Source organism: Micromonospora mangrovicola (genome assembly GCF_047200535.1).
Taxonomy (GTDB): Bacteria; Actinomycetota; Actinomycetes; order Mycobacteriales; family Micromonosporaceae; genus Micromonospora.
Window position 1 is genome coordinate 32,916 of the sequence record NZ_JBJZOG010000010.1, and the last position, 20,525, is coordinate 53,440.

22 protein-coding genes are annotated in these 20,525 nt (G+C 70.6%); 7 read left to right on the forward strand and 15 right to left on the reverse strand.

The features are described 5' to 3' along the window. The first annotated feature begins 13 nt into the window (after positions 1-13). The 5 genes from ACL02O_RS06580 to hypE are packed head-to-tail and all read left to right on the forward strand — an operon-like array spanning position 14 to position 2,930. On the forward strand, positions 14-217 hold the full coding sequence (locus tag ACL02O_RS06580; protein WP_412817057.1) for a hypothetical protein: 204 nt from the start codon (positions 14-16) through the stop codon (positions 215-217). A gap of 33 nt (positions 218-250) precedes the next feature. Next, positions 251-352 carry a DUF6893 family small protein gene (locus tag ACL02O_RS06585; RefSeq protein WP_412817058.1) on the forward strand — a complete coding sequence of 34 codons (102 nt, stop codon included), beginning with the start codon at positions 251-253 and terminating at the stop codon, positions 350-352. 21 nt (positions 353-373) lie between these two features. Beyond that, the gene (locus ACL02O_RS06590; protein ID WP_412817059.1) at positions 374-646 is read left to right on the forward strand and encodes a HypC/HybG/HupF family hydrogenase formation chaperone; all 273 of its coding nucleotides are present in this window, start codon (positions 374-376) and stop codon (positions 644-646) included. Positions 647-654: 8 nt separating this feature from the next. Next, positions 655-1,782: a hydrogenase formation protein HypD gene (gene hypD, locus ACL02O_RS06595; protein WP_412817060.1), complete on the forward strand. Its 1,128-nt coding sequence runs from the start codon at positions 655-657 to the stop codon at positions 1,780-1,782. Continuing rightward, positions 1,779-2,930, forward strand: a complete 1,152-nt coding sequence (gene hypE / locus ACL02O_RS06600) for a hydrogenase expression/formation protein HypE (RefSeq protein ID WP_412817061.1) — start codon at positions 1,779-1,781, stop codon at positions 2,928-2,930. Before hypD ends, hypE begins: the two co-directional genes overlap by 4 nt. 13 nt (positions 2,931-2,943) lie before the next feature. On the opposite strand, the gene hypF is transcribed toward hypE, so the two are convergent. The 5 genes from hypF to ACL02O_RS06625 form a co-directional block, all read right to left on the reverse strand. Further along, positions 2,944-5,223 carry a carbamoyltransferase HypF gene (gene hypF, locus ACL02O_RS06605; RefSeq protein ID WP_412817062.1) on the reverse strand — a complete coding sequence of 760 codons (2,280 nt, stop codon included), beginning with the start codon at positions 5,221-5,223 and terminating at the stop codon, positions 2,944-2,946. A gap of 8 nt (positions 5,224-5,231) precedes the next feature. Continuing rightward, entirely contained in the window at positions 5,232-5,897 is a 666-nt protein-coding gene (locus ACL02O_RS06610) for a D-sedoheptulose-7-phosphate isomerase (RefSeq protein WP_412817063.1), read from the reverse strand. Continuing rightward, positions 5,894-6,148 (reverse strand): HypC/HybG/HupF family hydrogenase formation chaperone, encoded by a 255-nt coding sequence (locus tag ACL02O_RS06615; protein WP_412817064.1) that lies wholly within the window; start codon positions 6,146-6,148, stop codon positions 5,894-5,896. Before ACL02O_RS06615 ends, ACL02O_RS06610 begins: the two co-directional genes overlap by 4 nt. Then, positions 6,145-6,678 carry a D-sedoheptulose-7-phosphate isomerase gene (locus tag ACL02O_RS06620; RefSeq protein ID WP_412817065.1) on the reverse strand — a complete coding sequence of 178 codons (534 nt, stop codon included), beginning with the start codon at positions 6,676-6,678 and terminating at the stop codon, positions 6,145-6,147. Before ACL02O_RS06620 ends, ACL02O_RS06615 begins: the two co-directional genes overlap by 4 nt. A gap of 92 nt (positions 6,679-6,770) precedes the next feature. Further along, complete coding sequence (locus tag ACL02O_RS06625) at positions 6,771-7,148, reverse strand: helix-turn-helix transcriptional regulator (protein WP_412817066.1); 378 nt, start codon at positions 7,146-7,148, stop codon at positions 6,771-6,773. A gap of 350 nt (positions 7,149-7,498) precedes the next feature. On the opposite strand from ACL02O_RS06625, the gene ACL02O_RS06630 reads away from it, so the two are divergent. Together ACL02O_RS06630 and ACL02O_RS06635 are read left to right on the forward strand one after the other, a co-directional pair. After that, positions 7,499-7,759 (forward strand): hypothetical protein, encoded by a 261-nt coding sequence (locus tag ACL02O_RS06630; protein WP_412817067.1) that lies wholly within the window; start codon positions 7,499-7,501, stop codon positions 7,757-7,759. Between the two features lie 117 nt (positions 7,760-7,876). Then, entirely contained in the window at positions 7,877-9,703 is a 1,827-nt protein-coding gene (locus ACL02O_RS06635) for an AMP-dependent synthetase/ligase (RefSeq protein WP_412817068.1), read from the forward strand. A 37-nt stretch (positions 9,704-9,740) separates the two neighbouring features. Here ACL02O_RS06635 and ACL02O_RS06640 read toward each other — a convergent pair whose 3' ends face one another. The 10 genes from ACL02O_RS06640 to ACL02O_RS06685 form a co-directional block, all read right to left on the reverse strand. Beyond that, positions 9,741-10,760, reverse strand: a complete 1,020-nt coding sequence (locus tag ACL02O_RS06640) for an ABC transporter ATP-binding protein (RefSeq protein ID WP_412817069.1) — start codon at positions 10,758-10,760, stop codon at positions 9,741-9,743. Then, the gene (locus ACL02O_RS06645; protein ID WP_412817070.1) at positions 10,757-11,737 is read right to left on the reverse strand and encodes an ABC transporter ATP-binding protein; all 981 of its coding nucleotides are present in this window, start codon (positions 11,735-11,737) and stop codon (positions 10,757-10,759) included. The genes ACL02O_RS06640 and ACL02O_RS06645 overlap by 4 nt, the downstream gene beginning before the upstream one ends. Then, a complete protein-coding gene (locus tag ACL02O_RS06650) occupies positions 11,734-12,615 on the reverse strand; it encodes an ABC transporter permease (RefSeq protein ID WP_412817071.1) in 882 nt (293 codons plus the stop codon). Before ACL02O_RS06650 ends, ACL02O_RS06645 begins: the two co-directional genes overlap by 4 nt. Next, positions 12,612-13,556, reverse strand: a complete 945-nt coding sequence (locus ACL02O_RS06655) for an ABC transporter permease (RefSeq protein ID WP_412817072.1) — start codon at positions 13,554-13,556, stop codon at positions 12,612-12,614. Before ACL02O_RS06655 ends, ACL02O_RS06650 begins: the two co-directional genes overlap by 4 nt. Positions 13,557-13,570: 14 nt before the next feature. Next, entirely contained in the window at positions 13,571-15,109 is a 1,539-nt protein-coding gene (locus tag ACL02O_RS06660) for an ABC transporter substrate-binding protein (protein ID WP_412817073.1), read from the reverse strand. 219 nt (positions 15,110-15,328) lie between these two features. Continuing rightward, the gene (locus ACL02O_RS06665; protein ID WP_412817074.1) at positions 15,329-17,365 is read right to left on the reverse strand and encodes an amylo-alpha-1,6-glucosidase; all 2,037 of its coding nucleotides are present in this window, start codon (positions 17,363-17,365) and stop codon (positions 15,329-15,331) included. Then, positions 17,316-17,714 carry a hypothetical protein gene (locus tag ACL02O_RS06670; protein WP_412817075.1) on the reverse strand — a complete coding sequence of 133 codons (399 nt, stop codon included), beginning with the start codon at positions 17,712-17,714 and terminating at the stop codon, positions 17,316-17,318. The genes ACL02O_RS06665 and ACL02O_RS06670 overlap by 50 nt, the downstream gene beginning before the upstream one ends. A gap of 474 nt (positions 17,715-18,188) precedes the next feature. Further along, on the reverse strand, positions 18,189-19,385 hold the full coding sequence (locus tag ACL02O_RS06675) for a low temperature requirement protein A (RefSeq protein WP_412817076.1): 1,197 nt from the start codon (positions 19,383-19,385) through the stop codon (positions 18,189-18,191). Positions 19,386-19,556: 171 nt separating this feature from the next. Beyond that, positions 19,557-19,850: a hypothetical protein gene (locus ACL02O_RS06680; RefSeq protein ID WP_412817077.1), complete on the reverse strand. Its 294-nt coding sequence runs from the start codon at positions 19,848-19,850 to the stop codon at positions 19,557-19,559. A gap of 82 nt (positions 19,851-19,932) precedes the next feature. Next, positions 19,933-20,466 (reverse strand): putative immunity protein, encoded by a 534-nt coding sequence (locus tag ACL02O_RS06685; protein ID WP_412817078.1) that lies wholly within the window; start codon positions 20,464-20,466, stop codon positions 19,933-19,935. Positions 20,467-20,525 lie beyond the last annotated feature (59 nt).

Genomic DNA, 20,525 nt, shown 5'->3' on the forward strand with positions numbered 1-20,525 from the left:
GGAGGAGTTGGCAATGGGCGAGATCCGGGTGGGCAGACCCGATGTCGAACTCGACGCGCCGGCGCACACCAAGGGCGTCGAGGAGGGCAACTCGCGGCGGAGGAAGCAGGCTGGCCATCACGATGACGGGACGGTGGACGCCCGCCGCTCCACCGGCATCCGGCCGAAGAAACACGGCCCGATCCTGCCGATCATGCCGGATCTGCCGCCGGGCTGAGCGGACCTGGCGCGGGCGCGAAGGAGATGAGCTGTGCGGAAGTTGCTGGTGCTGGTGGCCGGCGCCGCCGTCGTAGGGCTGTTCTGGAAGGAACTTCCCGCGCTGCGGCGCTACATGAAGATCGCGAAGATGTGAACGGGAAGGCCGGCCGAGCCGATGTGTCTGGGTATTCCGGGTGAGATCGTCGAGATCAAGGCCGGTCACGAGGATCTTGCCATCGTAGACGTCCTGGGCGTCCGGCGGGCGATCAACATCGGTCTGCTCGAGGCGGATCGGATCGGCGTCGGAGACTGGGTGCTCGTCCACGTCGGGTTCGCCATGTCGAAGATCGACGAAGCTGAGGCGGCCGCCACATTGGAGATGTTGAAGGGTCTCGGACAGGCGTACACCGACGAGTTGCAGGCGCTCGCCGAATCCGACATTACTTAGGAAGTCAGATGCGTTTCGTCGACGAGTACCGCGACGCGGACAAGGCACAGGCGTTGGCCACCCAGATCGCCGCGCTGTGCGAGCCGGGACGGCAGTACAAGTTCATGGAGGTCTGCGGCGGGCACACGCACACCATCTACAAGCACGGAATCGAGGACTACCTGCCCGAGAGCGTCTCGCTGGTGCACGGCCCGGGCTGCCCGGTCTGCGTCATCCCGATGGGCCGGGTGGACGACGCCATCGCCATCGCCAACGAGCCGGGCGTCATCATGACGGCGTTCGGCGACATGATGCGGGTCCCGGGCGGGTCCGGCACGTTCCTGGACGCCAAGGCGGCCGGGGCGGACATCCGGATGGTGTACTCGCCGCTGGACGCCCTGAAGGTCGCGCGGAACAACCCGGACCGCAGGGTGGTCTTCATGGCGATCGGGTTCGAGACGACCTCGCCGTCGACCGCGATGACCGTGCTGCGGGCTGCCGCCGAAGGTATCGGGAACTTCTCGGTCTTCTGCAACCACGTCACGATCCTGCCGGCGATCAAGGCCATCCTCGACTCACCGGATCTGCGCCTCGACGGCTTCCTCGGGCCCGGGCACGTCTCCACCGTCATCGGCTGCCGGCCGTACGAGTTCATCGCCCGCGCCTACGGCAAGCCGCTGGTGTGCGCGGGATTCGAGCCGCTGGATCTCCTGCAGTCGGTCTACCTGCTGCTCAAGCAGCTGGCAGAGGGCCGCTGCGAGGTGGAGAACCAGTACACCCGGGTGGTGCCCTGGGACGGCAACGTGCGGGCGCTGGAGGTGATCGGCCAGGTCATGCAGCCGCGACCGTACTTCGAGTGGCGCGGCCTCGGCTTCATCACGCACTCGGCGCTGCGGATGCGGGCCGAGTACGCGGCGTACGACGCCGAGCGGCTGTTCGACGTGCCCGGGGTGCGGGTGGCGGATCCGAAGGCCTGCCAGTGCGGCGAGGTGCTCAAGGGCGTGCTCAAGCCGTGGGAGTGCAAGGTGTTCGGCACCGCGTGTACGCCGGAGACGCCGATCGGCACCTGCATGGTCTCCTCCGAGGGCGCGTGCGCGGCCTACTACAACTTCGGCCGCTTCACGCGGCAGCGACTGACGGAGGCGACCCGGGTATGACGACCGAACGCACCGCCGGACGGGCCGAGCGCGCGGTGGCGGGGGCCGAGGCGACGGCCGACCGCGAGCCGGAGCGGCTCTCGCCGGAGCAGCAGGTGCTGCGGCGCGTCGAACGGGCGCGCCGGCGCGCGCCGAAGATCCGCGAGAGCCGGATCACGCTCGCGCACGGCGCGGGCGGGAAGGCGACGCACAGCCTGATCGAAGGGCTGTTCGTCGAGGCGTTCCGCAACCCGACGCTGGCGGCGCTCGACGACGCCGCCGTACTCTCCCCGGGCACCGGGCGGCTGGCCTTCACCACCGACTCCTACGTGGTGTCTCCGCTCTTCTTCCCGGGTGGGGACATCGGCGATCTCGCCGTCAACGGCACGGTCAACGACCTCGCGGTCAGCGGAGCCCGCCCGCTGTACCTGTCGGCCGGGTTCATCCTCGAGGAGGGCTTTCCGGTCACCGACCTACGGCGGATCACGGCCTCCATGGCCGCCGCGGCGCGGCGCGCCGGGGTCCAGGTGGTCACCGGCGACACGAAGGTGGTGCAGCGGGGCAAGGCGGACGGGTGCTACATCAACACGGCGGGCGTCGGCGTGCTGGAGCGGCAGGTGAGCCTGGGCATGCCGCACGTCCGCCCGGGCGACGCGGTCGTCGTGTCCGGGCCGATCGGCGACCACGGGGTCACGATCATGCTCGCCCGCGGCGAGCTGGACATCGCCGCCGATCTCGCCTCGGACACCGCGGCGTTGCCCGGGCTGGTGGATGCCCTCCTCGACGCGGCTCCCGGCGTACGGCTGCTGCGCGACGCCACCCGGGGCGGCGTGGCAACCATCCTCAACGAGGTGGCGCAGGCGGCCCGGGTCGCCGTGGTCGTCGACGAAGCCTCGGTGCCGGTGCGGCCCGCCGTGACCGGCGCCTGCGAACTGCTCGGCATCGATCCGCTCTACGTCGCCTGCGAAGGACGGCTGGTGGCCGTGGTGGACGGGGCGCAGGCAGCGGCCGCCGTGGCGGCGCTGCGCGCCCATCCGCTCGGCGACGGCGCGGCCGTCATCGGCCGCGTCACCGCCGACCCGCCCGGGCTGGTGCTGCTCAGAACGGCGTTCGGTGGCACCCGGGTGGTCGACATGCTGGTCGGCGACCCACTCCCCCGGATCTGCTGACGTCGCCACCGAGTCACCCGGCGGCAGCGGGTCGCGCCGCGGCCACCACGGCCTGGCCGAGGGAGATCCCACCGTCGTTGGGCGGTACCCGCGAGTGCACCAGCACCCGGAAGCGATCCCGCTCCAGCCCGCTCACCACCCGGTCGAGCAGCAGCACGTTCTGGAAAACCCCGCCGGAGAGCGCAACCGTGGCCAGGCCGGTCCTCTCCCGCACGGCTCCGGCCGCCCGGACCACGGCGTCGGCCAGGCCGTGGTGGAAGCGTGCGGCGATCCGCCCGGGATCCACGTTGGCGAGCAGGTCGTCCACGACGCACCGGACCAACCCGCGGCCGACATCCAGCAACGGCACCGGGCCGGCCGCCTCGACCGGGTAGCCGCCCCGCTCGTCGGGGTGGGCCAGCTGCTCCACGGCGATCGCGGCCTGCCCCTCGTAGGTGACGCGGTCGCGCAGGCCGAGGATCGCCGAGACGGCGTCGAAGAGCCGGCCCGCGCTGGAGGTACGCGGTGAGTTGGTCCCGGTCCGCGCCACCGCCACCACGGCGGGCCACCGCCGTTCGTGCCGGCGCCAGACGGGCAGGTCCGGAACGGCGTCGCCGTAGATCTCGTCGAGGTAGGCCGCCGCCATCCGCCATGGCTCGTGCACGGCCGCGACCCCGCCCGGCATCGGCACCGTCTCGAGGTGGCCGACCCGGTCGTACCCGGTCAGGTCGGCGACGAGCAGTTCCCCGCCCCAGAGGGTGCCGTCCGGTCCGTACCCGAGGCCGTCGAAGGCGACGCCGATCACCGGGCCGGACTCGCCGTTGTCGGCCAGGCAGGACGCGATGTGGGCGTGGTGGTGCTGGACGCCGAGCAGCTCGACGTCGTCGCGCTGGAGTGCGTACTTGCTGGACAGGTACTCGGGATGCAGGTCGTGGGCGACGATTTCCGGCCGCACGTCGAAGAGCCGGGTGAAGTGCGCGATCCCGTCGGTGAATGCCCGCAACGTCTCGTAGTTCTCCAGGTCGCCGATGTGGTGCGACACGAACGCGCGCTGTCCCTTCGCCACGCAGAAGGTGTTCTTGAGCTCCGCGCCGCACGCCAGCACCGGCCGGTCGAACCGCCAGGGCAGGCTGATCGGCGTGGGCACGTAACCGCGGGACCGCCGTACCGGCAACTCGCGGCCGCGGAACACGCGTACCACCGAGTCGTCGGTCCGGACGTGGATCCGCCGGTCGTGCATCAGGAAGCCGTCGGCGATCGGCGCCAGCCGCCGGCGCGCGTCGTCGTCCCGGTGGGCGATCGGTTCGTCGGAGACGTTGCCGCTGGTCAGCACGATCGGCATGCCGAGCCGGTCGAGCAGCAGCTGGTGCAGCGGCGTGTACGGCAGCATCACCCCCAGGTCGCGGATGCCCGGTGCCACCGACGCGGCGACCCGGGCGTCGGCGCGGCGGGGCAGCAGAACCACGGGACGGGGGGCACCGGTGAGCACCGGCACCGCCGCCGGCGCCACGTCGACCAGGGCGCGCACCGCGCGCAGGTCGGCGGCCATCACGGCGAACGGTTTCTCCGCGCGGTGTTTGCGGGCACGCAACGTCGAGACGACCCGGTCGTCGTCCGCCCGGGTGGCCAGGTGGTACCCGCCAAGACCCTTGACCGCGACGATCAGGCCGTCCCGGAGCCACTGTACGGCGGTGTTCAGGGGATCGCCGGGCACCGGGGCGCCCTCGGCGTCGACGATCCGGAGGGCCGGACCGCACGCGGAGCAGCACACCGGCTCGGCGTGGAAGCGGCGGTTGCCCGGGTCCGCATACTCGGTGGCGCAGTCGGCGCAGAGCGGGAATTCGGCCATCGTGGTGGCGCGGCGGTCGTACGGCACGTCCTCGACGATGGTGAACCGCGGGCCGCAGTTGGTGCAGTTCGTGAACGGGTAGCCGTGTCGCCGGTTCGCCGGACCGGACAGGTCCGCGAGGCAGTCCGCGCAGGTGGCGGTGTCCGGGGAGATCAGCGCTTCCCGGCCGACGCCGGTGACGCTGGTGGCGATGACGAAGCCGGGCCGGCCGGTCGGCGGGACCGCCTCGGTGGTGAGCCGCTCGACCTGGGCGAGGGCCGGTGCCCGCCGGCTGAGGTCGGCGACGAAGGCGGCCAGCCGGTCGCGGTCGCCTTCGACTTCGACGAAGACACCGGCGGTGTCGTTGCCGACGAACCCGGACAGGTCGTATTCGCCGGCCAGCGCGTACACGAACGGCCGGAAGCCGACTCCCTGCACGATGCCCTCGACGCGGACGTGCACCCGGCATACGCCGGCCAGTTCCATGGCGACCGTCAGCGTTCGTCGGCCAACGCCTGCTGGGTGAGTTCCCAGAGCACGTGGTAGACCGTCGTCTGCGCCTCCTGGACCCGGTGCACCGATGCCGATGGCACCACGAACAGGTGGTCGACGGCCTGGGACTCCGCCATCCGACCGCCCTCGTACCCGGCGATCCCGACGGTGACCATGCCGCGGCGGGCCGCCTCCTCGAACGCCCGCACGACGTTGCGCGATCCTCCGCTCGTGGACAGCCCCACCGCGATGTCCCCGGTGCGGCCGAACGCCGCCAGCTGTCGGGCGAACACCACCTCGAATCCCACGTCGTTGGAGAGTGCCGTGATCAGTGCGACGTCATGGGTCAGCGAGATGGCCGGCAGCGGGCGGGCGGCGTTCGGCGGGTGCAGGAACAACTGTGCGACATCCTGGGCATCGGTACTGCTGCCGCCGTTGCCGAACGAGAAGAGCGTGCCGCCGGCGCGGAAGGCCGCGGCGCACCGCTGGGCGCAGTCAAGCAACCGCTGCCCGTGCGCCGCGACCAGGGACTCGCGGAGGGCGACGATCTCCGCCACCTTCTCCGCGGTGGACCTCGCCACCGCGGCGAGGACCGCGTCGATGTCGGTCGGCTGGGCGTCGAGGAACGGGTAGAGCGCCCCGATGGCGCCCTCGACCCGGGCGCTCATGACTTCTTCTCCACGATCGCGATGGCCTCCTTGGCGTGCACCAGTACGACGTCGCCCGGTCCCGCCTCGACGAGGGCCACGCTGATCTCCTCGGGGCCGGCGTCCGTGTCGGCCACGGCCAGGCCGTCGGCCGTCAGTTCGAGCACCCGGACGGCAACCGCCTGGTCGGCGCACGTGACGCACACCTGGTCGTGGCACTCGGGCCCGGTCCGGATCGTCGGCTGGCCGAGGGCGGCGGGGCGCGAATTCACCGGACCACCCCCGGCTCCAGCAGTCCAGGCTGCTCGAAGAACACGTGCACCAGCTCCCACAGGACGTGATAGACCGTCACGTGCACCTCCTTGACGATGCACGGGTCGTCGGAGCGGGCGACGACGGCGTGGTCGGCGACGGCGTCCCGAGCGATGTCACCGCCGTCGCCACCGAGGAGGGCGACGGTGAGCAGGCCGAGGTCGCGGGCCGTCACGAGGCCGCGCCGCACGTTGGCGCAGTTGCCGTCGACGGACAACCCGAGCGCGATGTCGTCCGGTGCGGCGAGCAGGCGCAGCTGAGCGGCGAACACCTCGTCGAAGCCCTCCGTCCGGGAGATCCCGGTGAGGGTCGCGGCGTCGTTCGTCAGCGATATCGCCGGCAGCGCCCGCTTTCCCACGATGACCGGGTGGACGAACTCCACCACGATGTGCTGGGCGTCGGTCGCCGGCCCGCCGTTGCCGAAGACGATCAACTTGCCGCCGCGGTGGAAGCGTACGGCCATCTCGTAGCAGGCCCGCGCGATGCGCACGGCCTCGTTCCCGAGCGCCTGCCCCGGTGCCAACCGACGGGCGAACGCTCGGTGGACGGCCGGAAACACGGGCGAGTGCATTGGTTCTCCGTTCAGCGTCGGACAGCGGCGTACGGATCGTGTCGGGTGCGCCGCGCCTCCGCGAAGGCGTCCGACGAGCGCTGGAGGCAGACACCGATGACCTGGTCGAGCTGCGCAAGGCGCGCGACGCAGGACCGGAGATCGTCGCGGCCCTTGGCCGTCAGCCGGTAGCACCGGCGTGCCGGCCCGGCCCCGGCGGTCTCCCACCCGGAGATCAGCGACCGCTCGCGTTCCAGACCGCGTAGCACGCGGTAGACGTAGCCGGGTTCCACGTCGGACAGTCCCATCGCCTTGAGCCGGTCGATCAGGTCGTACCCGTGACCGGGGCGCTCGAGGATCAGGAGCAGCAGGAACGGATGCAGCAGGCCCCGCAGCTCGCGTCCGTACACGTCAGCCCCTCTCATTGGCGCAACGCACCACCGCCACCCTGAAGCTAAACATAGCTTTTCTCCCAAAAGGGATTATTGGCCCGTTTTAATGCCCAGGCAAGAGCGAACCGGATTCGCGTGATCAGCGGCCGGGTGGACCGGACCCGGGCGGAAAGAGAGCAGAACAGACAGCACAGCCGACCCTTGACCATGATCGGACGGTGGATCGCGCGAGCAGTCATCCGCCGCGGACCCGGCCCGAAACGTATCCGTCCGGGTCTGAGGCTGGGATCGCGAATCGGGTCACGGGCAGTTTGCCGGCGGACGCCGCGGGCATGCGCGGCAGACACCGTCACGGGGAGGAGCAGGAAATGAAGATCCACGACCCGTCCAGCCAGGCGATGCGGAAAGACTACGACGTCACCGACATCGAGCGTCTGATGGGCAAGCGGGACTGGAAGACCTACGACGACGTGATCGGCTGGCTGGAGAAGTCGGGCGATGAGGACCGGAAATTCACCCCCGGCGAGGTACAGCACATGATCGACGACTTCTCCCGGCTGCGCGACCGGGGAATGGACTTCGTACGTGATCCCGAAAAGCTCTGCGACCAGCTCAAGAGCAGCCGGTAGGGGTTCGGGGCCAGGCCCGTCGCCGACCGGGATCGCGCCGGAGGACCGCCTCCGGCGCGATGGTCACGCGGACGGCACGAGCGAAGACATCGCATCGGTGGAGAGCCGAGGGGCGTTATGCGGCGCGACGTCAGGGTGAAGCCGAAGGTCACCGGCGAGGAGTCGGTCGGGTTGGCCGACGTGGTGTGGGACAACGCGCGGCGAGACCCGGACGCGGCGCAGTTCAGACGCCCGGAGCCGGACACCCGGTCGTGGCCGCATCCGTCCGGCGACCCGTCCGTGGTGACCTGCCGGCAGTTCCGTGACGACGTGCTGGCCGTGGCCCGCGGGCTGGTCGCGGCGGGCGTGACGCCGGGGGCACGCGTCGGATTGATGAGCCGCACCCGGTATGAGTGGACGCTGGTCGACTACGCGGTGTGGACGATCGGCGCCGTGACCGTTCCGGTGTACGACACGTCGAGCGCCGAACAGCTGGCCTGGATCCTCGCGGACTCGGGCGCGGTGGCTTGCGTGGTGGAGTTGGCCGACCACGCCGCGGCGCTGGCCGGCGTACGCGACGGGCTGCCGGAGCTCCGCCGGGTGTGGCAGATCGACTCCGGCGACCTGATCCAGCTGGCCGAGCAGGGTCGAATCGTTGACGACGAGGCCGTCGAACGCCGGCGTGCCGCGGTGTCGGGGGCGGACCCGGCCACGATCGTCTACACCAGCGGGACCACGGGCCGACCCAAGGGCTGTGTGCTGACGCACCGCAACATCCACCTCGACGTCGGCAACGCGATCGCGGCGCTGCCGGAGCTGTTCAACCGGACGGCGTCGACAGTCCTGTTTCTGCCGCTGGCGCACGCCTTCGCCAGGATGGTTCAGGTGGGGATGGTGCAGACCCGGGCGACGATGGTGCACAGCCCCAGCCCGCGTGGGGTGCTCGAGCAGCTGCGCCGGTACCGGCCGACGTTCGTCCTCGCGGTGCCGCGGGTGTTGGAGAAGGCGTACGACAGGGCGCGGCAGCAGGCCGCCGACCGGCATCGGGGGTGGCTGTTCGAGATCGCGGACCGGATGGCGGTGCGGTACAGCCGGGCGCTCGACACGCCGTCCGGACCCGGGATGGGCCTCCGGCTGCTCCGTCAGGTCCTCGACCTGCTGGTCTACCGGAGGCTGCGGGCCGCGTTCGGCGGCCGCTGCCGGGTCGCCGTCGTCGGTGGGGCTCCCCTCGGTGAGCGGCTCGGGCACTTCTTCCGGGGCGCTGGCCTAACCACCCTGGAGGGGTACGGGTTGACGGAAACATCCCCGGCGCTGGCGGTGAACCGGCCCTCGGCGATGCGCATCGGCACCGTCGGCCGGCCGCTGCCCGGCGTGGAGCTGGCCATCGCCGACGGCGGGGAGATTCTCGTCCGCAGCGACGTCGTGTTCCCCGGCTACTGGAACAACGCGGCCGCGACCAGCGAGACGTTCACCACCGACGGCTGGTTCCGCACCGGCGACCTGGGCAGCCTCGACGACGACGGCTACCTGCGGATCACCGGACGCACCAAGGAGATCATGGTGACCGCGGCGGGGAAGAACATCGCTCCCGCCCCCATCGAGGACCGGGTACGCGCACACCCGCTGGTCAGCCAGTCCATGTTGACCGGCGACGGCAAGCCGTACGTCGCCGCGCTGGTCACCATCGACCCGCAGGCGTGGTCCCGATGGCGCGACGCGCACGGTCACCCGCGCGCCTCGGTGGCGGAGCTGCGCGATGACCCCGCCCTGCGCGGCGAGATCCAGACCGCGATCGACCGGGCGAACCGATCGGTCTCCCACGCGGAGGCGATCAAGAGCTTCCGGATCCTGCCCGATGACTTCACCGAGGCCAACGGTGAGCTCACCCCCACGCTGAAGATCAGACGGGAGGTGGTGCAGCGGCATCGCGCCGCCGACATCGAGGCCCTCTACCGCGGTCACTGACCGTACGGGAGCGGCGTGACCGGGTCACCGGGTCGGGTCAGGATGCTTCCGGCCGGTCGCCGCCGTGCATCGCGGCGACCGCGGTCACCGGAAACAGGCAGGCGGCGTCCTGGTCGGCGGTGACCGCGGTCAGCACCGGATCGGTGCGGGCGCAGTCCGGCCGGGCCTGCGGGCAGCGGGTTCGGAATCGGCAGCCGTCGGGCGGATCGACCGGGCTGGGGATGTCCCCGCGCAGCACGATTCGCCGACGCTGCCGCTCGACCTGGGGGTCGGCCACCGGCACCGCGGACAGCAGGGCGGCGGTGTAGGGGTGGGCGGGCTGCTGGTAGATGCGGGCCGGGCTGCCGGTCTCGACGATGCGGCCCAGATACATGACGGCGATCCGGTCGCTCATGTGCTCGACGGCGGCAAGGTCGTGGGCGATGAACAGATATGTCAGTCCGAGGTCGCGTTGCAGGCCGCGCAGCAGGTTCATGATCTGCGCCTGGACGCTCAGGTCGAGCGAGGCGATCGGCTCGTCCAGGACGATCAGGTCCGGCTGCCCGGCCAGCGCGCGGGCGATGCCGACCCGCTGGCGTTGACCGCCGGACAGCTCGTGCGGGTGCCGCTCGGCGAGGTCGGCTCGCAGTCCGACCATGTCGAGCAGCTCGGCCACCCGGTGGCGCTGGGCGCTGCCCCGGTCGGCGAGCCGGTGCACGGTCAGCGGATCGGCGATGCTGTCGCCCACCGTACGGCGGGGGTCCAGGGACGCCTGCGGGTCCTGGAAGACCATGGCGACCCGCCGGCGCAGCGCACGCAGCCGGCGGCGGGACCAGCGGGTGACATCCTCGCCGGCCACCCGGACCCGCCCGGACGTCGGGTCGACCAGCCGCAGCAGCGCCAGGCCGGCGGTGGACTTGCCGCTGCCGGACTCGCCGACCAGTCCGAGGGTTTCGCCCCGGCGCAGCCGCAGGGAGATGCCGTCGACCGCCCGGACAGTGCCGCCGGGCGTCGGGAACCACACCTTCAGGTCGTCGAGTTCGGCGACGACGTCCGCCGGTTCGCGGTCCGTGCTCACGCGCCCTCCCGACTCGGGTAGAAGGTACGGACGACGTGCTCGGGGGAGACCGGGGTCAGCGGGGGCAGTTCGTGCTCGCAGCGCGCGTCGCCGCGGACCGGGCAGCGGGGCCAGAAGGCGCACCCGGCGGGCAGGTCGAGCGGGCTCGGCGGGGAGCCGGGGATGGCGACCAGGTCCTCCCCCGGATGGGCCGGGTCCGGCCGGGCGTCGAGCAGCGCCCGGGTGTACGGGTGGGCGGGCGCGGCGAAGAGCGGGTCGACGGGGGCCTGCTCGACGATCCGCCCGCCGTACATGACGGCGACGCGGTCGGCGATCCCGGCGACCACGCCCAGGTCGTGGGTGATCCAGACGACCGCCATGCCGTGCCGTTGCTGCAGGTCGGCGACGAGTTCGAGGATCTGGGCCTGGGTGGTGACGTCGAGCGCGGTGGTCGGCTCGTCGGCGATCAGCAGGTCCGGCTCGCAGGCCAGCGCCATGGCGATCACCACCCGCTGGCGCATGCCGCCGGAGAACTGGTGCGGGTACGCGTCGACGCGTGCGCCGGCCGACGGGATCCCGACCTGGTCGAGCAATTCGACGGCGCGACCGCGGGCGGCGCGGCGGGTCATGCCGAGGTGTTCCTCGCACGCCTCGGCGACCTGCCGGCCGACGGTCAGCACCGGGTTGAGCGAGGTCATCGGGTCCTGGAAGACGAAGCCGACGTGTCGTCCACGCAACCGGCGGCGGCGGTCGTCGGGCAGTCCGGTCAGTTCGGTGTCGTGCAGAAGGACCCGGCCGGTGACGCGGGCGGTGCGGGGCGCCAGGCCGGTGGCCGCGAGCACGCTCATGCTCTTGCCGCTGCCGGACTCGCCGACCAGGGCGAACGTCTCACCGGCCCGGACCTGCCAGTCGACGCCGGCGACGGCGCGGACCGGGCCCCGGCGGGTGCCGATGGTGACGGTGAGGTCCTCGACGGCGAGCACGGGCCGTTCGGTCATCCGACGCTCCTCCGCGCCTCGCTGACGGTGAGCTGGCGGGGGTCCAGGACGTCGCGCAGCGCGTCGCCGACCAGGTTGAAGGCGAGGACGGTGAGGAAGATCGCCGCGCCAGGGAACAGGCCCAGCCACCAGGCGTCGGTGACGAAGCCGCGCCCGTCGTAGAGCATCCGTCCCCAGGCCGGGGCGGGCGGCTGCACGCCGAGGCCGAGGAAGGAGAGCGCCGCCTCGGAGAGGATGGCGAAGGCCAGCGAGAGCGAGGTCTGCACGATCAGCGGCGCGGCGACGTTGGGCAGCACGTGGCGGCGCATGATGCGCAGGTCCGAGGCGCCGATGGAGACGGCGGCGCGGACGAAGACCTGCTCCCGGACGGAGAGCACGCTGGCGCGGGTGACCCGGGCGAAGATCGGGGTGTAGACGACGCCGATGGCGATCATGGCGGTGAGCAACCCCGGGCCGAGGACGGCGACGATGGCCACAGCCAGCAGCAGGACGGGGAACGCGAACAGCACGTCCATACCGCGCATGAGCACGTTGTCGACCCAGCCCCGGTAGTACCCGGCGAAGAGTCCGAGGCTCACCCCGGCGACCAGCGCGATACCGACGCTGATCACACCGACCTCGAGCGAGACGCGGGCGGCGATCAGCACCCGGCTGAGCACGTCGCGGCCCAGTTCGTCGGTCCCGAACGGGTGCGACCAGCTCGGTGGTTGCAGCATCTGCGCGACGTCGATGTCGTTGATCCCGGCCGGCGCCAGCCAGCGGCCGGCGACGCCCACCACGACCAGCACCAGCAGAATGACGGTGCCGGCGACGGCCGGCGGGTCGTGGCGCAGCGCCGACAGCGAGCGGCGCAGGCTGCCCCGGGGCTCGCCGCTCATCGGACCGTGATCCTCGGATCGAGGCGGGCATAGAGGATGTCCACCAGCAGGTTGACCAGCAGGAACAGCGCGGCCACCAGTAGCACCGCGCCCTGCAGCACGGGATAGTCGCGGGCCTGGACGGCGTCGTAGGTGAGCCGGCCCACGCCCGGCCAGGCGAAGAGCACCTCGATCACGATCACGCCGCCGAGCAGACTGGCGAGTTGGACGGCCACCACGGTGACGACCGGGATCAGGGCGTTGCGCAGCACGTGGCGCAGGATCACCACCCGGGCCCGCAGGCCCTTGGCGTCGGCGGTGCGCACGTAGTCCTCGGCGAGCGCCTCCAGCACGGAGGAGCGGATGAACCGGGTGAGGATGGAGGCGGTGACCAGCCCGATCGTGACGGCGGGCAGGGCCACGTGGCTCGCCCACGCGCCGGGGTCCTCGGTGAGGGCCACGTAGCCCGAGGGCGGTAGCCAGCCGAGGACACCGGCGAAGAGCAGGATCCCCATGATGCCCATCCAGAAGTCCGGCACCGAGACACCGAACTGGCTGAACACCCGGGCGGCGTGGTCGACGACCGAACCGTTGCGGACGGCGGAGAGCACGCCGAGGGGGAAGGCCACCAGCAGCGCGAACACGACCGCGGTGACCGCCAGCGACAGGGTGGCCGGAAGCCGCTCCAGCACGATCGTGGTGACCGGCTGGCCGCTGCGGAAGCTGACCCCGAGGTCGCCGGTCAACGCATGGCCGAGATAGCTGACGTACTGCACCGGCAGCGGCTGGTCGAGCCCGGCACGGGCCCGCAGCGCCGCGTAGGTCTGCGGGTCGAAGCGGGTCCCGAGGGACACCCGCACGGGGTCACCCGGGACCAGCTGCAACAGCAGGAACACGACCAGGGTCACCCCGAGCAGCACGACCGCGGACTGGAGTACGCGACGAAGGATGAAGCGTGCCATCTCGGGTCGTCAGCTCACTTGGCGAGGGCCACGTCGCGGAACCGGATCGCCCGGTCGGTGCGTACCTCGTAGCCGGACACCTTCTTCGACCAGCCCTGCACCACGTCCGGGTTGTAGAGGTAGATGTAGCTGGCGTCATCGACGATCTGCTTGGCCGCCTGGTCGTACTCCTGCTTGCGGGCCGCCTGGTCGGTCTCGGTGCGGGCCTGGTCGAGCAGCTTGTCCACGGCCGGGTTGCTGTACTTGTGGAAGTTGAAGGTGCCGCCGGTGTGGTGCTGGGCGTAGTAGAACTCGTCCGGGTCGATGTTGCCCAGCCAGCCGAGCATGAACGAGTCGAAGTTCCCCTTGCCCTGCTCGTCGAGCCACTGCGCGAAGTCCAGCGTACGGATCTTGACGGTGATGCCGACGTCCTTGAGCTGGGCGGCGATGACCTGCGCCGCGGTGACGGTCTCGGGGTACTCGCTGGTCACCATCAGGTCCATGGTGAGGCCGTTGACGCCGGCCTGCGCGAGCAGCTGCTTGGCCTTGGCCGGATCGTGGGTGTAGGGCGCGTAGTCGTAGTAGTAGGCGCTGTTCTTCGGGATCGCGGTCTGGTTCACCGTCGCCAGCCCGAACTTGGCGGCCTTGGTGATCGCCTCGCGGTCCAGGGCGAAGGCGATGGCGCGGCGCACGTTGACGTCGCGGTACGGCTTGCGGGCCTGGTTCAGCGCCAGGTACCAGTAGTCGCTGGACGGCGCCGACTTGACGGTGAGCTCACCGCTGTCCTTCAGCGACGGGACCTGCTGGGGCGGCAGGTTGTCGGTCCACTGGACCTGACCGCTCTGCAGGTTCTGCAGCGCCACGGTCGGGTCCTTGACGAAGGTGTAGGTGACCCCGTCCAGCTTCGGCTTGGTCCCCCAGTACGTGTCGTTGCGGACCAGCTTGATGCTGTCGCCGGAGGTGTAGCTGCCCACCTTGAACGGCCCGCTGCCGACCGGTTTGGTCTTGACCTCGCCGGATTCCACGTTGGCCTTGTCGACGATCGCGACGCCCTTGAACCCGCCGAGGTTGGCCAACAGGTTCGGGGTGGGCGCGTTCAGGGTGATGACGACGGTGGTCGGGTCCTTCGCGGTCACCGACTTCACGGTGGCGAACTTGTACGCCGTGTTCAGCTTCTGCGTGATGATCCGGTTGAAGGAATAGACCACGTCCTCGGCGTCCAGCGGCGTGCCGTCGGAGAACTTCACCCCGTCGCGGAGGGTGAAGGTCCAGGTCAGTTGATCGTCACTGGTGGTCCAGCCGGTCGCCAGGGACGGCACCATCTTCAGGTTCGCGTCCGGCTCGACCAGGGTGTCGTAGACGTTCTCGAGCACCTCGAAGCTGTAGTAGGCGGAGGTCTTGTGCGGATCCAACTGGTCGGGCTCACCGCCGATGGCGGCGGTGAGGACGCCCCCGGTCGCGCCGCCCGAGCCGCCGTCCCCGACGTCCACACTCTTGCCGGCGGTGCATCCGGTCAGCACGCCGACGGTGAGAGCGAGCACGGCACTGATCAGGCTGGTTCTGCTCCTGGACACGGTCCCCCCTATGACACGCCATGGCAAATGAACGATTTTGGCGAGTCTTGTCGCCGGGCGAGACGATGTCAACGAATTACGTGGAATTGCCGGCTGTCGCAAATGGAGCCATGCACCGCCCTCGTTCGCCGGTCCCACCGGCCCGTATACCCTGGCCTATCACGGGAGCCGCGACGACGTCCACCCCCTCGGGACCGTCGGAAGATCCACAGTGGCCGGTCAGTGGGCGTCCTGACTGCGGCCGAGGGCGTCGATGTGCCCCCACCGTCCGGGGATGTTCTGGAGTTCCACCCGCCCCAACTCGGCGGGGATCATCGGATCGATGAAGAGCCGCTCGGCCTCGGGTTCGAGGCCGAGGATCACTCGGAGCAGCAGCAGCGGCGTGCCTGCGGACCACGCCTGAGGGCTGCACGCCGTGGGGTACTCGACCGGGTACCTGGTGCGCGTCCGCTCGTACCCGGCGAAGGCTTCCGGAAGGCGACCCTGGAAGTACTGGGCGGCGTCGAACATCGCATGGGCGATGACGGCGGCCTCGCGTCGGAACCCGTAGCGCGCCAGTCCCCAGGCGATGATGGAGTTGTCGAACGGCCAGACGGTGCCGACGTGGTAGCCGATGGGGTTGTACCTGCCGCTGCCCTTGGCCAGGGTCCGCACGCCCCAGCCGGAGAAGAGGCGCGGGCCGAGGAGGTGTTCGGCCAACTTCGGCGCGAGCGAGTCGTCGACGATGCCGCTCCACAACAGGTGGCCCATGTTCGACGAGAGCGCGTCGACCTGACCGCCCTCGGCATCGAGGGCGAGCGCGAAGTACTCGCCCTCGCTGACCCAGAAGTCCCGGTTGAACCGGGCCTTGAGCTCGGCCGCCTCGCGTTCGAGGCGGTTGGCGTACTCGGAGTCGTTCCAGAAGTGCCTGGCCAGCCGTGCGCCGCGCACCTTGGCGTCGTAGGCGTAGCCCTGCAACTCGCAGGTCGCGCGGGGAAACGGGGGCAGCCGGCCCTCGTGGTAGGAGATCGAATCCCAGGAGTCCTTCCAGCACTGGTTGACCAGGCCGGTCTCCGGGTTGCGCGTCTCGTACCAGATGTATCCGGTGTCGAGCAGGTCACCGTACTCGTCGATCCAGTTGAGCGCGGCCCGGGCCTGGAACTCCAACCCCCGTACGAGGGTGGCGTCGCCGCTCCAGCGCTCGTACTCGTCGAGGAGAATCACGAAGAGCGGGGTCGTGTCGGCCGCGCCGAAGTACGGACTGTGTGGTTGCTCCTCGAACCCGGCGGATTCTCCGTAGCGGATCTCGTGGAGGATCTTCCCGGGTTCCTCGTCCTGGAAATCGTCCAGCCGGCCGCCCTGGCCCATGGCCAACGCGCTGAGGGTCGCCGACACCAGCTGCGGCGTGAACGGCAGCACCTGCAGGCAGGTGATCATGCTGTCCCGACCGAACAGCGTCATGAACCAGGGCAGCCCGGCTGCCACCAACTCCGTCTGGGTGGACAGCGCGGTGTACCGCAGTGCCGCCAGATCGATCAGACTGCGCCGGTAGGTCGCCGTGAGCTGGGGATATTCACAGACCAGGGTGGGGGCGGCGGCCAGCCACTCGTCCAGCGCGCGCTGCAACGTGTCCGCCGACCGCGCGTGCCCGACCCGGATGCTCTCTCGGAAGTCCCGGTTCCCGGCGCCCAGGATGCGCGTCTCGACGTTCAGAGTGGTCTGCCACTCCCCGTCGGGCGGCACGGAGATCCGGAAGGTCATACCGCAGGGATCGATCGAGGCCGGCTGCGAGTTGCTGATCACCGTTTCCCGGTGGTACGAGCCCCGGCGGTACCGCAGGCGTAACCGCCCCTCCTCGACGATCGTCTCCACCGGCTGCTTCTTGGGCTGCGGGTTCTTGATCTCGAAGATGTCCGCGAAGTCGCTGCCCATTTCGACGCGGACCACCAGCTGCGCGGCAACCTCGTCGTGGTTGAGGACCGACAGCTCCTCCCTGAAGCTGTTCCCGATCGTGCGATGCCGGATGACCGACACCTTGGCGTCGACATAGTGGGTGGGCTCGCCCGGAACCAGGAAGTACCGGTTCTCGAAGTAGCGAAGATCGTCGACGGACAGCGGGCTCAGCCGCTGCCCGTCGAGCGTCAGCCGCCACGTCGACAGGAAGCGGGTGTCGTAGGAGAAGAGGCCCGTGGGATACGTCGGGGACGGATCCATGTCCCCGGTGTCGTTACTGACCAGGAAGGTGTTCCCGTCGAGGATGCTGAGGTGGTTTCTCATCGCCGTCGGGACCGCCTCTCTGCAGAGTGGCATCCATCCGCGCACGCCAGGCGGCACCGTGCGGGCAACGGCGACGGGCAGCCTCCCTCGGGTCGGTGTGGCCCGCCCTCGTGGGGAAGGTCAGCCGGAGTGCGTTGATGACCCCGGGGTCCCCGACCAGTGCGGCATCGTTGCGCCACAGCACCGCGACAAGGCGGGTCGTGCCGGAGATCAGCCGCTCGAAGACCTCGCGGGTGGTGATGAGCACGGCGTCGGCCGGGACGTTCTCGCGACTGACGCGGATGGTCGGCCCACGCATGTCGATGAACCAGTGTTCGGTGACGTCCCCGCTGAGGAGGTCGGCACGCACTGTCCCCCGCAGCGAGTACGGGAGCGTCGACGTGGCTCGGTCTTGCAGGGACGCGAAGTAGGACTCAGTCATCGACCTGCTCCCCCACGGCCGGTGCTTCCGATACACAGCGTAGGCGTCCCCGTGGCACGGTGGCCGGGTGTCGGCGAGATCCGCGGCGGGGAGGTTGGGATGAGGCGGACCCGGCCGGGTGGGGTGGACCCATCCGCCACGCAGGTGGCGGGACCATGGTCGGGCCGCCACCTCGGTGCGGCTGCCGAGTCTCGGCGGACCGATGTCGGCTGGACCAGCGAGATCGAGCGGCCCGGCGCCGGGTGACCTGGTGGAGCTGCGGGTGAACGGGGTGCTCCGCCGCGGCGGCTGTTGGACCGGCCGCTCGTGCACCAGGTCGCGGGGGGGGATTTCTACCGGCCGCTGCCCTCCTGCGCAGATGTCCAGAGCGCGGGCTGCCCCTGGACGCGGGGCCGCCGCCGTTCACGATGATGAGCCACCGCCACCACGCAGCGACAGCGGCTCCGGCGGGTGCCGCCGGGCACGGGCCGCGTCGGAGATGGCGACGCCGGCGAGCACGGCGGTGGCCGCGACGCTGGACAGCAGCGGCGGAAGGTGCAGCGTGCCGGGGATCGCGGCGGCCAACGCGAGCAGGCCGATCATCCGGCTACGGGACACGCGGGCGAAGACCGTGTATTCGAAAGCGGCCCGCCCGGCCAGGAACAGTGCGGGCCCGCCGAGGACGACGGCGCCCCAGGCCGGCCGGCTGTGCCCGAGTGGGTGAGCGATGACGAGTTCGATGCCGACGGAGGTGACGACGATGCCGGCCACCATGGCCAGATGGGTGTGGAATGCGGACCGGGCTCGGCGGGCGGGATCGGGGGCAGCTGCGATGGCTGCGGACAGCAGCTCCCCGGCGCGGTAGATGTAGATCCGCCACAGCAGCACGATGGTGGTGACCGACACGAGGAACGCTGGGGTGTGGTCAGCCGCGAAGCCGGCGCCGCGAAGCGTCACTCCACTCACCAGGATCAGCTCGCCCAGCGCGATGATGAAGAACTGCCGGTACCGTTCGGCCAGGTGTTCGGCCACGCTGGGTAGCTGTGCTGTCGGCGTCCGGCCGATCCCCGGCGTGGGATGGCGGAGCACGTACGCGGCGTAGTCCAAGGCCACCGCGAGGGTCCACAGCACCCCGCGCGCCGTACCGTGCGCGAGCGCTCCAGCGATCCACGGCAGCGCGGACACGCCGAACCAGAACAGCCCCCGCAGCGTGCTGCGTTGCAGCTCGTGACCCCGTAGCGCGATCACGAGGAAGAGGTCACGGCCGATGTGGACGGCGACGTACGCGCCCGCGAAGACCAGGCCGCCGTCGCCGAACGCGTCCGGCAGCGCGACTGCCATCACCAGAGCGCCGACCATTATCGCGAGGGTCAGCGCCTGGATCGCGGGCCGGTGCGGGTCGAACAACTCGGTTATCCACGCCGTGGTGAACCAGACCCACCATACGGCCAGCAACAACAGCAGCGCCTGGAAGGCACCACTCCACGTGAGTCGCTGAATCAGGGCGTACGAGAGCTGCGCGAGCGCGAAGACAAAGGCCAGATCGAAGAAGAGTTCCAGGAACGTCGCCCGGGTCTCCTCGGGCCTGCGCAACAGCCCACTCGCCCTGCTGGTCGTCATGCCTCGCCTGTTCTGCCGATTCCCGCCCCGGGCAGAAGCAGTAATACCACGCCTACCGCATCTTCCACCGCAAATCCGAGGGCCGTCCCGGGCTCGACGCGACGCCGGCCCACCGGCTGTGGGCCTGCGCGCCCCACGGGGCCGGCACGGCGCGGCGCAGTGGTCGAGCCGTCAGCTGAGACCTTGATGGGCGGCCCACAGCGCACCGGCGCGGCTGGCAGCCCGCCCGACCAGGGCCACCAATTCGGGCGTGTCGGGCACCGGGAACGAGACGTACGCGCCGCGGCCGCCCCCGGTCGGCCGGCCGTATGCCTTCACCGCGAGGCGCCCGTCCGGGAGAAGCCGGACGTTGAGTGTCGTCAGCGTGAACTCCTCACCGCGTCGGGTGTCGGTCCAGCGGAACTCTTCCGGGATCGTGACGTTGATCGCCAGGGCGCTCACGTCGGGGAGCACGTCGCTGCTCATGGAGGCATCCTCGCACGCGGGTCGACGCCCACTCGTTCCGCTGGCCAGGATCTCGCCCACGGTCTCTGGTGTCTGATCGTCCTCAGGGGCGGAGAGCGGCGTCGAGATCGCGGATGAGTTCTCCCACGCGCCCACCTCGGGGCGGCGCGGCGGGCAGACGGCCGAGCACGGCGGTGACCGCTGCTGGTGCGTGGTGAAGCGCCCAGTCAAGAGTCCCCACAGTGACACGCTGACCCGCTCCGGAGGCCAACTCCTCCGCTCGTGCCGCATGCGCTGCCGCACCGAGAATGTGTTTCACCTGGTGGGCGTCGGCGAGGGGGTGGAGGTACGCGGCGGCGGCTGCGTGGCTTGCCGCCCGTGCCGCCTGGACCGCGGCTGGTGAAGCGGCTTCCTGCGCCGCTCGGTACGCTGCCCACGCGCGCTGGCGCAGCGCGGCCGTGCGCCGGCCGCCCTCGGCGAAGGCGTGTGCCGCATCGATGGCGTCGCGAGGGCGCGTGTCGGCAGGATGGCCCTGCTCGAAGATCGACACTGCTCTACGCGCGCAATCAGCCGCGTAACCCGCGATCTCGCGAAGTTCGTGTTCGCTCAGCTCAATCGTGTCTGACTCGGTCCGCACGGCTCAATCCTGCCGCGGCTCGCTGATCGACATGGCCCTCGGCCGCGCCACGGGCTCGG